Source organism: Mycoplasmopsis cynos, assembly GCF_900660545.1.
GTDB lineage: Bacteria > Bacillota_I > Bacilli_A > Mycoplasmatales > Metamycoplasmataceae > Mycoplasmopsis > Mycoplasmopsis cynos.
In genome coordinates this window covers 859962-877716 of the sequence record NZ_LR214986.1, presented here as the reverse complement: position 1 = coordinate 877716, position 17755 = coordinate 859962, and the positions used below count along the sequence as shown (strand labels likewise).

The following is a 17755-nucleotide window of genomic DNA, read 5'->3' as shown; positions in this document are numbered from 1 at the left end:
AAATACTATATTTAAAAGTCGCATTGCTAATGCGGCTTTTAAATATAACTAAGTTTTATGAAAAATATTACTATTTTCTTATTAATTAAATAATATATTAAAAATAAATCTTAATAATATTTAAAACTTATTAGTCTTATTTATAGATCTTAAAGTTAAATTTTCTTATTTTATTACATTTTGTTAAAAAAAAAAAAAAAAGGAACTTGTTCGTTTTGCGATGATAAATTGATAAGTTTTATAATGATTGATCACTAAAATTTTCTCGTACTACATACACAACTAATTATTAAATCTATATTAAGTATTTTTAACAATTTTTAAGTATTAAGGAGAATAATGAGTAAATACAAGAAAATTTTTAGTGGTCTTGGATTATTATCAATTTCAACATTAATTGGTGCTAGTGTTGTTGCTTGTGCTAAAAACCCTAGTCCAAAAGATTCTAACACAGAAGCAATAGATCAAAATAATAATCAAGGAAATTCAACTACACCAGAACAAGGAAAACCTGAAATGCCACAAAATCCTGCACCAGGAACAGATCATAATAATCAAGAAAAACCTGAGACTCCAAAAGAAGGCACTCCTGCGCCAGATGCACCTAGCGCACCTACTCCAGAACAAAATGGTAATACTGGTCAAAGTAATGACTCAAAAGGTAATACACAAGATCAAAATAAAGGTGAAGCAGGCATGAATAATTCAAATCACGAAAATAATAATGAAATGACACCGAAAGTTACTGTTGAAGCAAAATCGATGGAATTATTGTTAAGTGTAGAAAAACTCCCTTATCCTCAAAAAGATGCACCTGCTAAGGAAACTTTAAAAAATGAAATTAAAACTATTAGTAAAAAATCAGGTACAACTGAGGATAAAAAACTTGAAGAATTAAGCGATTTAAATAAAAAACTTATTCAAATTAAAGAAGAATTAGATAAAACTATTTCGAAAATAGATTCCTTACCTTATCCTAATTCAGAAAAAAATGATATTCCATTAGCGAAAGATTATTTAAAATCCAAATTAAATTCATTAACAACTATTGAACAAATAAAAGGAACCATACCAAGTGATTTAGAGGAAAAAGTTAAAAAATATAATGAAATTTTGAAATTAGGTTTTGGTTTATTTGAAAAGTTCCCAGAAAAAAATAAAAAAGGATTAAATGCTCGTTTAGCCAGATTATATGGCGATGACCATAATGCTAATTATACAGAAGGTGAATTAATTTGGCAAATTTACGAGACTGTTAGACAACAAGGATTTGTTGCTAAAATTAAAGAAATTGAAAAAGATAGTTTGAAACAAAAGGAATATATTGAAAATAAAGAAGTTAAACAAATTCCTGTTTCAATGAAATTAAAACCTGGTATAACTATTGATCAATTAAAACAAAAAATAGAAAAAATGGTTGAATTAGTTAAAAAAGCAAAAGAAAAATCTAAGAAAAATTCTGATGCTAATACACAACCTAATTCAAAAACTATGACAGCAAAACCAAATTCACAACAATAATTTTAAAAAAGTCATATAGGTTGAATATGACTTTTTTATTTAAATATGCTATTTTTCAAAATCACTAATATATCATAATAAAATAAATTAATAAAAATATAAAGTTCAATTCTAACTTCAAATGTTTAATTATAGTTAAATAAGTTAAATTCAACATTATATCACACTTTGCTAAAAAAAAAAAAAAAAAAGGAACTTGTTCGTTTTGGAAAGTAAATTGATAAATTTTTATAATGATTGACCACTAAAATTTTCTCGTACTACATACAAAACTAATTATTAAATCTATTATTAAGTATTTTTAACATTTTAAGTATTAAGGAGAATAATGAGTAAATACAAGAAAATTTTTAGTGGTCTTGGATTATTATCAATTTCAACTTTAGTTGGTGCTAGTGTGGTAGCTTGTGCTAATAAAAAACCTAAACCAAGTGATTCTAGTACAGAAGGAATAGATCAAAACAATAATCAAGGAAATTCATCAAAACCAAAAGATGGAGAAAATACACCTGGAAATCCTACTCCAGAAGCACCTAAAACACCAGAAAAAACACCTCAACAAGGTGATGGTTCATCAAATGAAAACTCAGGAAATACTAATGAAACTGATAAAAAAGATAAACCAGGTGAAGGAATGAAAAAAGAACCAGAAAAAGATAAAAAAAATGAAGGTGGAAAACAAAATAATAACGGTGAAAATAGTAATGAAATGACTCCGAAAGTTACAGTTGAAGCAAAATCAATGGAATTAACAAAATATGTTGATGAAAAATTTAAGTATCCAGCAAATATTGAATCCTCTAATGAAACAAAGACCTATTTAAAATCAAAAGTTACTGAAATTAAAGATCAAAATGTTGCAGATGAAGAAAAGTTAAAACAATTAGATGAGTTAAAAAAGACATTTATTGAATATAGCTCAAAAATTGAAAAATATAGTAAGATTTTAGAAATAGGTTTTAAATTAGATGCCAGCTTCCCTGAGGATAAAAAAAATGGGTTAAATAACCGTTTATCAAAATTGTTTAGTAATGACCCTGAGAAAAAATACACCGAAGAAGAATTGATTTGACAAATTTATGAAACAATTAGACCGAAAGGTTTTGAAGCAAAAGTTAATAAATATGGAATTATTCCGCAAGAAAAAAGAGAAGAATTTATTAAAAAATCAGGAATTGATGCAATTCAAGCAGATAAGAAAACTACTCATGGTTTAAATGTTGATCAATTACAAGAAAAAATAAATAAAATGGTCGAAACTATTATTTTAGTTGCAAAAAAAGCCGCTGACCTAAACGCGGATAAAATTTTAGATGGTATGGATAAAAAACCTACTGAATTAATTGAGAAAATAAAGTCATTTATAATGAAAGCAACTACTATAACAGAAGTTGATGATATTATTGCTAAAATAAAAGAAGTTGTTACAAAAGTGAAAGATATTATTAAAAATGCTAATGGTAAAGAAGCGAAATTGAAAAAGAAAATAAACGATTTAAAAGCTGATAGTCTTGATCAAATTAAAACTGAACTAGACAAAATCAAAGCAGAATCAACCAAGAAAATGAGTTAATAAATTATTTAAATTATTTTTAAAATGCCGAATTATGTTAAATAATCGGCATTTTAAAAATGAAATTTATATTTATTTAAAATAATTAGCAATTAGCAATAAAAATTAAAGGCATTAAATAAAATATTTTTATATATAATATTATATATATCATAATAAAAGCAAATCGTTTATGTTTAAGTTTTATTGTATGAATATAAAATGCATAATATATTTGATTAAATGATAGGAGAAATATGTGTAAATGAAAAAAAGTTTTTAGTGCATTAGGAGTTATTTCATCAGTAACATTATTTGGTTCATTAATCTCATGTGGAGAATCAAATAAAAGTGATTCATCTAACAAACCAAATCCACCTTTATCAACTCCAGATGAAAGTGATAATAAAAAAGATCAAGGTAAAAAAGAAACACCGATTCCACCGACAAATAATAATAATAAAGATGGAAATAATATAAGTAATGATATGTCAAAACCACCAGTAACAAGTGAAAATAATAATAGTGGCGCTGCTAATGAGACACCTCCATCTAATGATAATTCTTCAAATGATGCAAACAAGGGTTCACACCCTCTTCCGCCAAAACAACCTGATAAGTCGCATGATGCTGGTAATAATCAAGATTCTTCAATGTCTCATAATAATGATACACCTAGCAAACCAAAACCACCTTTATCAACTCCAAAAGAAAGTCATAATAAAGATAATTCAACCGAAAAAGCAAAGCAAGAAGCAATTACTAAAAAAACTAATGAATATAGTGAAGCCCAAGAAGAACAATCAAATGCAGAAAATGCTAATAATTTAGCTAAACAAGAATTGCAAAGTGCTATAAAAGAAGTAGAACAAAAAACAACAGATTTAGCCACTAAAACAGAAGAAAAACAAAAGATTGAAAAGGAAAAACAAGAAGCTGAAGAGCAAAAGAAAAAGGCTGAAAAGGATTTGGAGCAAGCTGAAAAAAATTCTAAAACAAAAACAGATGAGGAAAATAAAAAAATAGAAGAAGTTAATAATGCTCAAAAAGATCTTGATAGTGCTAAAGCACAAAAAATGAATGTTGAAGAAAAGGAAAAAATTCTAAAACAAGAACAAGATAGGTTAGAAAAAATTAAAGAAGAAAAGAAGCGTTTAAATACTCATACTAGTGAATTGGAAAGTAAATTAACTGAATTATTTGTTAGATATCAACAAAAAGGTAATGAACTTAAACAAAAAGAAGCTGATTTACAAAAAGCAAGAAAAGACTTAGAGGATGCTAAACAAAAGCAAAAACAAGCTCAAGAAAAGCAAGAAAAGACTCAAGAAACCCTTAATCAAAAAATCCAACTCGCAAATCAAAAAAAAGCAGAATTAGATGCACTTAAACAATAAAATTTCTCAAAGTTAAATAATTTTATATATTAAAATTTATCAATACAATCTAGAAAAACCGCATAATTTTACATGCGGCTTTTCTAATGTTTTTAGTCTAAAAATGAAGGCAGAAAAAAATTCTTATGATTTATTCACTTTTTTTAATTTTTTAAAGGAAATTAGAAAATTAATTTATATTACAAATATGGTTTGAAATCTGGATATAAATATCAGAAAAATTTTTAAAAATAAAACATTTTTTAGCAGGAGAATCTCTTATGAAAGTTGTTTACTTCACAATTAAAAATCAACTTTAAAATATTATTTGAAGAATAATAAAAAAACAAACACATTCATTAAAATAGGGCAGCTCTATATTTAGACCATATAATGTGTTTGTTTTTTGCTATAATTTTATTCTATTTGTGTTGTTATTCTTTATTTCTAGCAACTTATGTTGGTAAGAAAAAAATACACAAAATATCCTACAGCACCGTATTTTTTAGATCAAAATTTTGAATACTTTTTATATTATAATCTATCATATTAATTTTTATTTTAGAAACTAGTCATTAGAATCAAGTAACATTTGAATTTCTTGTTTATAGATAGGTTCATCATTTACTCATGGTGTTTCTAATATTATTGGAATATTATCAAAATCAGGATCATGAACAAATTTTTTTAATGTTTTTAAACCGATTGTTCCTTTTCCAATATTTGCATGACGGTCTTTTTTAGAGAAAATTTCATGTTTAGAGTCATTTAGATGAATTACTTTAATTTCATCAAGTAAGTTATATTTATTTAATTCTGTTTTAAATTCTTCATAATTTTGTAAATCATAACCAGCATCTCAAAGATGACAAGTATCTAGACAAACCTTTAACCTAGGAGAATTTACTCAATCAAGCAAGAAACGAATTTGCTCAAAATTAATTCCTATTTCTGTTCCTTTACCGCTCATTGTTTCAAGACAAATAACTACATCTTGAGTGTTTTCTAAAATGTATTTTAAACTATCTATTAATTGATCTAATGCTTCTTGTGTTTCATGGGTTGTATAAGCGCCTGGATGAAGCACTAAATATTTAGCGCCAATATGATTCATTCTTTTAATTTCCTTGATTAAAAAATCATTTGAATAAAGGGCTTTATCTGGATTTGCTGGATTAATTACATATGGAGCATGAATAATAATATCTTCTTGAGGAATATATTTAGCATATTCATCTAAATATTCATTGAGGCGATAATTTTCAACCGGAACTCTAGTTGTGCTTTGCGGAGCTCCTAAATATATCATCATTGTGTTTGCATTATTATTTAACGATTCTTTTGCCGCTTCGACTAAGTATCCTGGTTTTTTAAATGAAATATGTGAACCGATTTTAATCATTTTTAGCTACTTCCTTTAAATTTTTTCTTGTTTGTTTTGAGTTTATTTTTTTAGGTAGTTTTTTAGTTTCTAAAATTTGAAGATTTTGATTATTATCTATTTGATTTTGATCAATCATAATTGTTTGAGTTTTATTTTTTTGCTTAATAAAGTTTGGACTTTCACTGTTTGAGATTGTTTTTGTTTTTGATGATGCCGACAATGAATCGTCTTTTTTACGTTCTTGTTCTTCTTTTTTTAGTTTTTGTTGAGTTAATAATAAGAATTCACTAGCAACAACCCCTGATGGAATAGCAACAATTGCAATTGCTAATAAACTATTTAATGAAACAATTACTTTACTAATTTGAGCATGTGGTGTAAAATCACCATAACCTATAGTAGTTAATGTAATAGTTGAAAAATATAGTGAATCTATAAAAGAAGTTACATAACCATTAGATAGATTTTGAAATTCTTTATACTTAGATTTAACTAAATCAAGGTTATCTTGATTGATGTTGTGTGAACCTAATCAATTAATTATTTCATCTTTTTTTAGATTTTCAATATGATTATTAATGTATGATTCATAAATACTAATTCAACCCCTTTTGATTTTATTTGATGCCAAGAAATTATCTTGAACTTCATATAAATGAGTAGTTTCTGAGTTTCAAATCAATAAAGCAAAAATTATTATTAAGAAAATAGAAATAATCAACACATTGAATAAAACTTTTTTTTGCTTTTCGAACACACCATAAATTAGTTTAAACGGTGTAAAAATTGATAAAATAGCAAAAAAGCGTATTATTCTAGCTATGTTTAAAAATTTGAATGTATCAAATACTTTTGAGACGCTTGGATCAATTGCTCCGATGTTTGAAATAACATGTATTGAGCTTAACACACATAAAAATAAAATAATTCCCCTAAATGAAAAGACATATTTAAAAATTGTTTGATGGTGATTTAAATACAATCTTTTAGATTCTAAAAACTTATTGTATGTTATCAGATGTAATATATAATCAATAGCAAAAAAGAAAAATGAAAATATCTGTAAAATAGAGATAAAAATATATCATGCATTAGCTATGGATGGTCCTGGTTTAAATAATGTTAATAGTGATATTAAACATGTTAAACTAATTAATAATAGATACAAATTTCTAACCAAATGATAAGCATTTTTATATATAGTGCTAGTATTATCTTTTTTTAGTTCAGTATTTCATACAATGTTCGTAAGATTACTGAGTAAAAAATCATATTTTTTCCTAAAACTTTTATTCATATATCTCCTTATTTTGACTTTAATAATTATAATACAAAAACTAACCAATTATGGCTAGTTTTTGTCTGTTGAAATAATTAAAGTATTAATAGTTTTTTCTTGTGGATCACCAGTTTCTTTAATACTTGTGATCATTTTATCTATTAACATACCAATTTTTGGGTAATCAATAAAGATTTTAGCTTTATAGTTTTTGATATTATCATAAATTGATTGATATCCAATATCAGTAACATTAAATTCCTTAGTACCTAATGTTGTAGTAATTGAAACATATGTTTCATGTGTTGAACAAACAAGGTTTCTAATTCCGAGCATTTTAAGATTTTTATTTAATTCTACTAGGGCATGTAAGTCTTTTTTACTTTCAAGTGGAATAATAACGCTTTCAACATTAAGTTCACGACAAGCAGTCTCAAAACCTGCTATTCGTTCAGTTCTTTGACTATCACTAAGTTTAGTGTCAACTATAAATGCAACCTTTACAGATTGAGGTTCGATAAATTTATGGACTAACTCATAAAATCCTTGTTTTAAATCAGGTTTAATTCAATTAAGACCGTGAATTTTGTGTCCATATACCACAATTGTAGTATCACTTACTTTTCTTAAAAAATCAAATAAGTCTTTGTCGTATTGAGGCACAAAAACTACAATCGCTAATGGTCTTCATGATAATGCATATCTTATAGTTTCAATATAATCAACAGTATTACTGTTTGAATATGTAGTATTAACTCTTCTACCAGATTTTGATGATGAAGTGATAATACCGCCTATGATTGAATTATATAAATTTTGTGCTCAAACTGGCATAATAACAAAAATAGAATTATCTTTACCTCTTATTAATCTAGCCCCATGATTTGGAAAATATTCATTTTTTGTTACAACTTCTAATATTTTTTCTCGTGTTTTGTTTGAAACATATCCATTATTATAATATCTACTAATTGTAGAAATAGATGTTTGAGCTTGTTCAGCTATTTCTTTATATGATATTGTTTTCTTATCAATATTGCTATTATTTTTCATATAATTTATTATATCAAAGATATGAAAATTTCCACATTTAGTGGAAATTTTATTTTAGTATTATTCAAGTGAAAGGAGCATTATATATTTTGGCTCAAGAAGTATATTTTAAATAATACACAGTCTTGCATAAGCAAGCATCAAAGTTAGTATATCATATTTCTTAAAATAATCAAGAAAATATTTTTATATATTCCAAAAGTCATGTGCAACTTATTAGTAAAAAATATTATTTAAATCTTACTAAAGTTTTTATTTCAAAAAGGATATATAAGAAAATCAAGGGAGCAAGGTGTTTTTGTAAGTTTTTACTTACATCTTTAAAAAGGCAATGGTTTTTAATAGCGGTTAAGAGTGAGGAAATTAAAAAATATAAAGCTAGGCGATCACCAATTGTTACTTATTATCTTAATTATATGAAATTATGTTCTATACTCATTAACATTTTGCATCATATAATTTTGGTTTGTAAATTAATGTAATATATAATTATATTTTTAATACTTTCTGATATTTTATAGTGATTATATATACTTTTTAAATAATTTAATGGCGCCCCTTTTTAAAAAAATAATTTTATTATGGAATACATGAAAAAAAGAAAGCTGTATTTATCCTTAAGTTACATATGTTTTCATAATTTATAAATATTTTTGTTCTTGTGTTAAAATTAATTTTAATAGAAAGGATTATATATGAGATGGATATGAAAATTTATTACCTTCGGGGTGTTTTTCCTTATTGTTATAGGTATATTAGATTTGTTCGGGGTGATTTAATAACGCGTTGTAGGAGAGAACAAAGTGAGAGAATTCGGATTTTGTTCTAATATTCAAAATGCAAAATCGAATGACAGCTTGAATTTTGTTGATGAAACAATGATCATTAATAAAATAATGGTTGTTGTTTTTTACATTTAGTTATCCCCTTTTTCATTTCTTAATAAAAAGTTGCTCATTTTTTGGTATTTTCTTAAGGTTTAACATAGTAATTTAAGTTGCTAAATAACACATCCACTGAAAAATGATTATGAATTTTTCATAGCATATTATTGATCTTTTTTTTTTTTTTTTTTTTGTTTGTTTGTTTAAAAAGTTATATGCATTTTCAATTATGCATATAACAATTAAAATTTAAATATTATTGTTTATTGTTTTTTGCATTTAGCATTTTGAATTCTGTAAACAAATTTTCAAAAATAACCAATTGCAATAGGTACAAAAAGTCCAATTAAAAAGATAATAATATCAAGTGGAATAATTATCGCTAATTGTCCATTTTTGACATAGAAAGGACGATAGAAATGAAGGAATTTATAAATTATTGCTCCATTTTTAAAGTTTTCATTTGCCCCAGTTGCGAAATATACAATAAATGCAAATAAGAAATATGAAATAACAAGAATAGAACAAAGTAAAACACTTTTTATGCAAAATCTCACTTTTTTTCTAACAATAAATAAACAAATAAATCCTAATATTGGATTGATACAACGAGTTATTATTGAGCCAATTGATCTTGAAATATCCTTTCATTTTTGAGTTCACGAAATTAATGCTCAATATACTAAAAAAGTTATAGTGATTAAAATTATTGCGTTGAAAGTCCATTTAAGTACTTTTTCAGAATTGTATTTAAATGATAAAATCATCATTACAAAACCTAAAAATATGTTTGAGAGTGTTGTGTAATATAAAAAGTATACAAAAACGTCAAATATTTCACTAAAGTTAATGTAAAAGTTATCCTTTTCATCAATTGGAAGACCATTAATTCTTGTTCTTAAAACATTAAGTAAAACAAAAAACATAGTTGATAAAAGAACAAACAATCCCATTATGAAAATTGACAATTGTTGTTTAGTTTTAAAATTTTGTTTCATAAATCATATTATATAGAAAACTTTTAAGATTAAATTTTATTTTTTTGCAATAAAAATATAAGGGTACATAAAAAGCTGTTGCACTTGACTTTGCATTCTTAAGTTGCATATGACTTTTATAATTTACGACTTAATAAAGAAAAAAAGAGGCATATGCGCTCTTCTTATTTGTTTTTGTTCTTAAATAACAATACTCCTAGCACTAAGGCTATTGAACCGAACATTGCTGCTATAGCACTAGCTATATATGTTCCAATTTTTGACGTATTTTTGTCATCATTTGTTTTTTCTAACAATTTATCGGAAGAATCTTTTGGCGTTTCTTTATTTGTTGAATTTGGCTCTTCTTTCGTTTTCTTATTATTCTTGTTATTTTTTGGTTTTAGTGGCTCAACAACACTATCTGATTTATTTTCTAAATCTATTATTTTGTTCTTGACTATACTAATATTTGGATCATTTTTATATGATAAAGTGACTTTAACAACTAGTTTTTTATCATCCTTAGAAATTAATTGAATGTCGCTCATTATCTTATTTTTATCAATACCTTCGATTGAAATATCACTTGCTGTTACATTATTATTTTTTAGTAACTTAAGTGAAAAATCTATATTTTCTAATACACTTTTTTCAAATTTATTTTTGTCTGCTTCATTAAGAGAATGTTCAATATTAGTTATGTATCCTTTAAATGTGTTTTTACCATCTCCAATATATTGCAAAGGAATGAAAAGTGATGAAGAATTTGTGAATGTATGTTCAACTTTATATTCACCAGTTTTTTTATCTATTAATCTTGAACCATTTGTTCCAACAGGTTTTCCTCCTGTTTCTTTTCCATTTACAAACAATTTAGTAATTGCTACCTTTTTTGCATTATCAAATTCACTAACTAATTCAATTTCAACCCATTTGTCATATGGTAATTCATAATCAAAAGTATAATCCATTAACTCCCTGCTGAAACCAAATTTAGTAGAACCTTTTTGTCTTGCTTTTATTGCTAATTGACCATATGGAGTATCGGCACTAAAAATAACTTCTTCTTCTTGAACATCAGAAACTTTTTGTCTTTTAATTACAAACTTAATTCTATTATTAAAGCCTAGTAAATCAATATTTGTGGCCGCTTTTGCTGTTTTGTCAAAAACCTTTAGAGAACTAATTCCTTCTTCGTTAGAAGTACTCATTCCTGAAGAAAGATTCATAATTCCAAATTTTCCCTTTTTATCTAGAAGTTTTTCGCTATCACTAGAGCCCTTGAAATCATAACTAAAATAGTGAGAAGAATTTTTCTCTAACTTAATTTTATGAGAAGGGTTTGAATTTGGGGCACTACCAATTTTTGTAATTACATTATCTCTATATTCTTCAAATGTAGAGTCTAATCCATCAGACCCGACGCCTCAAACTTTAGTAGCAAAATATGGTAGTGCATCTTTGAATCTCTCAAATAAATCATATTCACTAACACCAGTAGCCCTTACATCTAATAAAGAATCGCCTCAAATAGCGTACATACCACCTAACATTTGAGGTGAACCGGACGGAATATTTGAGTTACCCATTATATTCGCTTCATAATGATCGTATATATTCTTGTTATTTAAAAAATCTCTGTAAGCACCTCTCGAACCTGTTCCATTGGGAACCATATAAGTAGGACTATCAAGAGTGTTAATTAATTTGTAGCCTTCATCATATGTTGCTGAAGGATCAGCTCAACCTAGACTTCAAATGTTCATCTCCACTTTATCTTTATACTCTTCTTTTATATGTTTAGAAGCACTTCTTATATGTGTAAAACTACCCCATAACCTAACTTGAATTCCTTTATCGATAAAGTATTTAAACATTTCATTTGCGAAGTCATAATATGCGTCAGGGTTATCAAAGAATTCATCACAACCTATATGCACTGTTGTTCTAGAGTTTTTATCAAAAATTTTTCCTTCATTTGTATAATCATCCAAAATTTCTTTAATAAGTTTAACAGCCTCAGGATTTGTGATATCAATATGATCAACCAATGTTCTTTTGCCATTAGCATTTGTACCAAATTTTTTAACTGCAAATTCTTTTCAAATTTTTGTAATTGATAGAGCATGAGCTGGAAAGTCTAATTCTGGAACAATATTAACACTTAAATCATTTGAATCATTCATAAATTTTTTGAACTCATCAATTGTATAGTGGTAATCTTCATTGTGTAGATATACTTTTTTACCATCTACTTCTTTATATTTTGAAGATTCAAGTCTTCAGCCTGAATATGCATCAAATGATCTCTCTATATCTTTATCTTCTTTTTTATCTGATACATAATCCTCTAAGAAAATTAAATTGTCACTTAAGTGAACTTGCAGTTCATTCATTTTATACCATGACATTTCTTTAACAATAGCTTTTAAAATATCCATTGAGACCGCTTTTCTTCCCACATCAAATGAAAGCCCTCTCTTCTTAAATTTTGGGTAATCTTTCATTTGTCCTTTTGGTAGTTCAAAGTTTTCGCTACTTTTAAGCATTTGTAAAAGTGTTCTTGTAGATCAAAAAGCACCGATTCTATTTGCTGCTTTAATTGTCACATTATTATCAATAATCATTTCATATGTTTCTTCATCATAACCTGGAATTTTGTTTTCTGTTAAGTCAAAAACTATATTTCCATTCGTTGTATCTGAATCAACAAAAGATTTAATTTCTATTTCTTTATTAAAAATATCTTTAAAATCTAATTTTAATTCATTAAACATTTTATTTAGTTTTTCATCCAATTTACCTTTAACAAAAATTTTAAAGTCTTTATTTAATTTAAGATTCTCATTTGAGTTTGAATATCATTCCGCTATCTCAACAGCTACCTTTGGTTTTGGGTTTTTATTTTCTTGTTGAACAAATTTTCCAGTAACCTCCAAATTAGAAGCAGGTTTCACTTTATGTTTTTTTCCCTTTTTATCTGTATAGATAACTAATAATTCAACAGTTTTGGAAGTGAGGGGTTTAAAAACATTACCTTTGCTATCTATTATTTGTTCATAATCAGCATGAATTTCAATTCTAGAAGAATCAATTCCTTCAGGTAAAGTAATTTTATTACCATCTGCATTAATTGTTGGTCTTCAATCTTGAATTTTTTCTAATACATTATAAATGTTGTTTTGAAGGTCCATAGGTTCAGTGTATAATTCTAGTTCTTTCACAGAAATGTTTTTTCATTTTAAGTTAGGTTTTATGGTTCTACCACTCTCGCTTCAATTAGTCACTTTAAGCATTACATATCTAACATTTTCTTTAATTGAAGTAAAATTACCATAGTAAATGGTTCTTCTTAAATTTTGTTTTGATTCAATTCATTCAAAAACTTTATTTGCATCATTGTCCAAATTTTCTTTTTGATTAGAAGCAAAAAGTTTAAATCCTGTAATATTATCTCTTTCTAAAAATAATTGAAATGAGCTAACTTTTTGTTCTGACCTTAGATCAATTATTAAAGTTTTAGCCCCATTTGAAGGATCGCTTTGATTAGTTGCTCATCTTGTGTTAAAATCTCCGTCAACAGCTTTTGATCCCTTAAACTCAGTACCGTTTTCGAAATCATTTTGTTCTGTAGATTTGCCTAATGCTATATTTGCACCATTTTCAGTACCATCATTTGTTGTTGGGTTAGTAGAAACTAGTGCTAATGGCAATAGGATAACACTAGACATTCCGCCACAAATTAATAGAAATTTTCTTTTTAAATTCATATTCTCTCTCCTGTAATCATTTCCATATATAAAAAATATAAAATATTTACTCAAAAATAATCGTTTTTAAATAATTCATTCAAAAATTGTGCAAATAACCTAGATTTTTATACGTGGTAATGGAAGAATTAAAATGATACAGGTTCGATAAAAGTGATATAACTTATATATGGAAATATTATTCAATTTAAATAAATAAAAAAATTAACAAATTTTGAAAGAAATAGAGAGAGATTTTTTATATTGATTGCTGAAAATATCGATGAAAATGCAAGAACATTAAGCATCAAAACAGGTCTATGTGTATCATCAATAAAAAGATATAAAAAGATAATAAGAAGTAGAGAAAAAATTCAAATTTCTCATAAAAATAAATTCACAAAAAAAGCATCACATATAAGTGATAGCTTAACTGAAATATATTTCTAAATGTAAAGAAATTTTGAATATACAATAAATAAATAATCAACTTTTAATTAAAGAATTTTATTACTCATATTTAAGTGAAGAATTAAAAAGTTTGATGACATATAAAACACTTATTCAAAGATTTAATCAATTAGGGCTTCATACAATCCACACAACCAGAAGAGGCAAAAAAATAGCAAGAGAATCAAGAAAAAAATTTCTGATGAGATAACACTAATTCTTAAAAATTTTAAAAATGAAGTTGCTAAAAATGAAAAGAAACATATAGCTTTAAATCTTAAAAAGAATTTAAGTTACGGAGAAATAGTTGAAATTGATGCACAATTTGAACCATATCTTAAAGATGAAAAACCTGTTTATTTATATCGCGCTATCGATGCGGCTACTGGTTGTTTATTAGCAGTTTGATTTGAAGAACAAGAAACAACATTAGCTTATCAAATATTACTAGAAATGGTTTTTAAAAACATGGTTTTCCTAAAATGATTTATTCAGATAAAAGAAGAACATTTTGGGGTAATGAAAACAATCAAACAGCGTTTGAAAAAATTCTAAATGAAAAAGGTATAGAAATAAAATGTTCATCTAATCCTGCTCATAAACCTCGTATAGAAAGATCATTTAGAACTGCATTAGACAAATATCCAGTTTATATTGATAAAAATAATTTAAAGAATTTAAATGACTTAAGACTAAACTCTAATGGCTTTAGAGATTATTACAATACAAGAAATAATAAATTAATTTCAAAACATAATGTTTTTAACCAAGAGGGTAAGAAAAATGGCAATTGAGCCATTGATCTTGTTATTAATAGAAAAAGTTTTAAATGGTGTTGTAAGATATAACGGCAAAAAAATATTTTGCTAAAGAACCAAGCGGAAAATATTTGAGTTTTTCAGAAATGTGAGCGTTCAAAAGAGGGCTTTATATTTCAATACCTGCCGTTACAAAGTTAGCTTTTCTTTACAAAAAAAGTGGTTCATTTTTTAAAACAATGCAAGAATATATGATTAAATTTAATAGACTTCTTACAAGTAAAAATGTAGATTCTATTAATATTGAAAAAAGCACTTTTAAAAATTTTATTATCGCTTAAAAAACTTTATATCAATATCAATGAATATATAAAAATTGATACATAAAAATTTTAATATTTTCTAAGAAATTTAAAAAATATTTTTTAAAAATACAAAGGTTTTTTTGCATTTAAAAATATAAGATTTTTATTTATAAAAGGAATGTATAGCCAAAAACACAACGTGTTTTTACAAAAGTTTTTGCTTACTTTTTTAAAGAAGAAAGGACTCTTAATTGCAATTAAGAACGTGGAGATTAAAAAATATAAGGCCCGCTATAGCGTAATGAAATCTAGATTAAAAAAACAAAAAAATTCCATTTTTAAAAATTTATATAGAAAAATTTTAAGAAAATATTTTATGTTTTCTAACTCTTATGTTAACTCTTTTAATAAAAAATATCAATTTTAAATATTTAAAATTTTCAATAAAATAGTCCTATTTTTTAGGACTAAAAACATAACAAAAACTGTCTCATACTTGATGATATATAAGTTATATCATTTTTATCGAACCTGTATCATTTTAATTCTTCCACTACCCTGTATAAAAATTTAGGTTATTTCACACATTTACTTTAATGAACGAACATTTATAAAAAAGATATTTTTTAATATAATATAAATCAATTATGGATAAATCAAAAATAAAAAATTTTTCAATTATTGCGCATATCGATCATGGGAAAAGTACCTTAGCAGATAGGATTTTGGAAATTACAAATACAGTTCCTAACCGCGAACTTACTGATCAATTTCTTGATTCAATGGAACTTGAAAAAGAACGAGGTATTACAATTAAATTAAATGCAGTCCAAATTAAGTATAAGGACTATGTTTTTCATTTAATCGATACACCAGGACATGTTGATTTTACTTATGAAGTTTCTCGGTCATTAGCGGCTTCTGAAGGAGCATTATTAATCGTAGATGCAACACAAGGGATTGAGGCCCAAACACTAGCTAATGTTTATCTAGCTTTCGAAAATAATTTAAAAATAATTCCTGTTATAAATAAAATTGATTTACCTAGTGCTAATGTTGAAGAAGTTAAAAAAGAAATTGAAGATGTTATTGGAATTCCGACTGATAATGCAGTATTAGTTTCTGCTAAAACCGGATTTGGAGTTGATAATTTACTTGATGCAATAATTAAATATATTCCAAGCCCAATAGATGCTGATGACAATAAACCATTAAAAGCATTAATTTTTGATAGTTATTTTGATCCTTATCGTGGTGTTGTTATGTTAGTTCGGATTTTTGAAGGTCAATTAAAAACTGGTGATAAATTTAAATTTATGTCAAGAAATGATGAGAGAAATTTTTATCATGTAATTGATCTGGGAGTTAGAAATCCTTATGAGACAAAAAAAGATTCACTACAAGCTGGCGAAGTTGGTTGAGTTTCAGCTGCTATTAGGGATGCAAAAGAAGTTAATGTAGGTGATACTATTACATTAATTGAAAACCCGACTCCAACAGCGTTGCCTGGATATAAAAAGATGAAACCTGTTGTATTTACAGGATTTTATCCAGTTGATACTAGAGATTATGCTCAATTAAAAGAAAGTTTGGAAAAAATTTCTTTGAGTGATTCATCAATTACATGAGAGCAAGAAACTTCAAAAGCTTTAGGATTTGGTTTTAGAGTTGGATTTTTAGGTTTATTACATATGGAAATCCTTCAAGAAAGATTAGATCGTGAATATAAAGTTGGAATTATAGCAACTAGTCCAAGTGTTGAATATAAGGTGTATTTAACAAATAATGAAATTCAAATGATTGCAAATCCAACTCTTTTACCAGATAGAACTTATATCGAAAAAATTGAAGAACCATATGTAGAAGCTCATATCTTTATTCCAAATGAATATATCGGAAATGTAATGGAGCTTTGTCAAAATAAGAGGGGAATTTATAAATCCTTAGAGATGATCGATTCAAAGAGAAGTTCAGTTGTTTATGAGTTGCCGCTTGCTGAAACAATTTTCGATTTCTTTGATCGTTTGAAATCTTCAACAAAGGGATATGCTTCATTTGAATATGAATGAATTGGATATCGTGAAAGTGATCTTGTCAAAGTTGATATTTTATTGAATGGTGATAAAGTTGATGCATTTTCAATGATTACCCATCGTGATAGAGCCTATGAAAATGCTAGAGAGTTATGTGTTAAATTAAAAGACGCTATTCCAAGACAAAACTTTGAAGTACCAGTTCAAGCTACAATTGGCGGAAAAATCATTGCAAGGGAAACAATTAAAGCTTATCGTAAAGATGTTACTGCCAAACTTTATGGTGGAGATGTTACTAGACGACAAAAACTTCTTAAAAAACAAAAAGAAGGCAAGAAAAGAATGAAAAAGTTAGGAAGTATAGAAGTGCCGCAAGAAGCATTTTTATCAATTCTTAAAACGAATATAGATCAAAAGAAATAAGAGGAGAA

The 17755-nt window shown here is 26.1% G+C and carries 12 protein-coding genes; 7 read left to right on the top strand and 5 right to left on the bottom strand.

What is annotated here, in order from left to right; all coding sequences use genetic code 4:
- Positions 1-339 precede the first annotated feature (339 nt).
- The 3 genes from EXC48_RS03935 (at position 340) to EXC48_RS03925 (ending at position 4470) form a co-directional block, all read left to right on the top strand.
- On the top strand, positions 340-1521 hold the full coding sequence (locus EXC48_RS03935) for a ubiquitin family protein (protein ID WP_197725030.1): 1182 nt from the start codon (positions 340-342) through the stop codon (positions 1519-1521).
- A gap of 328 nt (positions 1522-1849) precedes the next feature.
- Positions 1850-3094 carry a V-type ATP synthase subunit I domain-containing protein gene (locus EXC48_RS03930; protein WP_129720931.1) on the top strand — a complete coding sequence of 415 codons (1245 nt, stop codon included), beginning with the start codon at positions 1850-1852 and terminating at the stop codon, positions 3092-3094.
- A gap of 236 nt (positions 3095-3330) precedes the next feature.
- Complete coding sequence (locus tag EXC48_RS03925; RefSeq protein WP_129720929.1) at positions 3331-4470, top strand: hypothetical protein; 1140 nt, start codon at positions 3331-3333, stop codon at positions 4468-4470.
- A 547-nt stretch (positions 4471-5017) separates the two neighbouring features.
- Here the strand turns inward: EXC48_RS03925 and EXC48_RS03920 are convergent.
- The 5 genes from EXC48_RS03920 to EXC48_RS03900 form a co-directional block, all read right to left on the bottom strand.
- Positions 5018-5851, bottom strand: coding sequence for a deoxyribonuclease IV (locus EXC48_RS03920; protein WP_129720927.1), 834 nt, complete (start codon positions 5849-5851; stop codon positions 5018-5020).
- Positions 5844-7130 carry a potassium channel family protein gene (locus EXC48_RS03915; protein ID WP_129720925.1) on the bottom strand — a complete coding sequence of 429 codons (1287 nt, stop codon included), beginning with the start codon at positions 7128-7130 and terminating at the stop codon, positions 5844-5846. The genes EXC48_RS03920 and EXC48_RS03915 overlap by 8 nt, the downstream gene beginning before the upstream one ends.
- A 54-nt stretch (positions 7131-7184) precedes the next feature.
- The gene (locus EXC48_RS03910; protein ID WP_129720922.1) at positions 7185-8165 is read right to left on the bottom strand and encodes a LacI family DNA-binding transcriptional regulator; all 981 of its coding nucleotides are present in this window, start codon (positions 8163-8165) and stop codon (positions 7185-7187) included.
- Between the two features lie 1147 nt (positions 8166-9312).
- The gene (locus EXC48_RS03905; RefSeq protein ID WP_129720921.1) at positions 9313-10047 is read right to left on the bottom strand and encodes an MAGa3780 family membrane protein; all 735 of its coding nucleotides are present in this window, start codon (positions 10045-10047) and stop codon (positions 9313-9315) included.
- Between the two features lie 164 nt (positions 10048-10211).
- Positions 10212-13799: a family 20 glycosylhydrolase gene (locus EXC48_RS03900; protein WP_129720919.1), complete on the bottom strand. Its 3588-nt coding sequence runs from the start codon at positions 13797-13799 to the stop codon at positions 10212-10214.
- Positions 13800-14042: 243 nt separating this feature from the next.
- Between EXC48_RS03900 and EXC48_RS03895 the strand changes: the two genes are divergently transcribed.
- The 4 genes from EXC48_RS03895 (at position 14043) to lepA (ending at position 17747) form a co-directional block, all read left to right on the top strand.
- Positions 14043-14228, top strand: coding sequence for a hypothetical protein (locus tag EXC48_RS03895; protein ID WP_129720917.1), 186 nt, complete (start codon positions 14043-14045; stop codon positions 14226-14228).
- A gap of 482 nt (positions 14229-14710) precedes the next feature.
- The gene (locus tag EXC48_RS03890) at positions 14711-15076 is read left to right on the top strand and encodes a transposase (RefSeq protein WP_015287620.1); all 366 of its coding nucleotides are present in this window, start codon (positions 14711-14713) and stop codon (positions 15074-15076) included.
- Between the two features lie 41 nt (positions 15077-15117).
- Positions 15118-15327, top strand: coding sequence for a hypothetical protein (locus tag EXC48_RS03885; RefSeq protein ID WP_129720915.1), 210 nt, complete (start codon positions 15118-15120; stop codon positions 15325-15327).
- Between the two features lie 611 nt (positions 15328-15938).
- Positions 15939-17747, top strand: a complete 1809-nt coding sequence (gene lepA, locus EXC48_RS03880; protein ID WP_129720913.1) for a translation elongation factor 4 — start codon at positions 15939-15941, stop codon at positions 17745-17747.
- Positions 17748-17755: the final 8 nt, after the last annotated feature.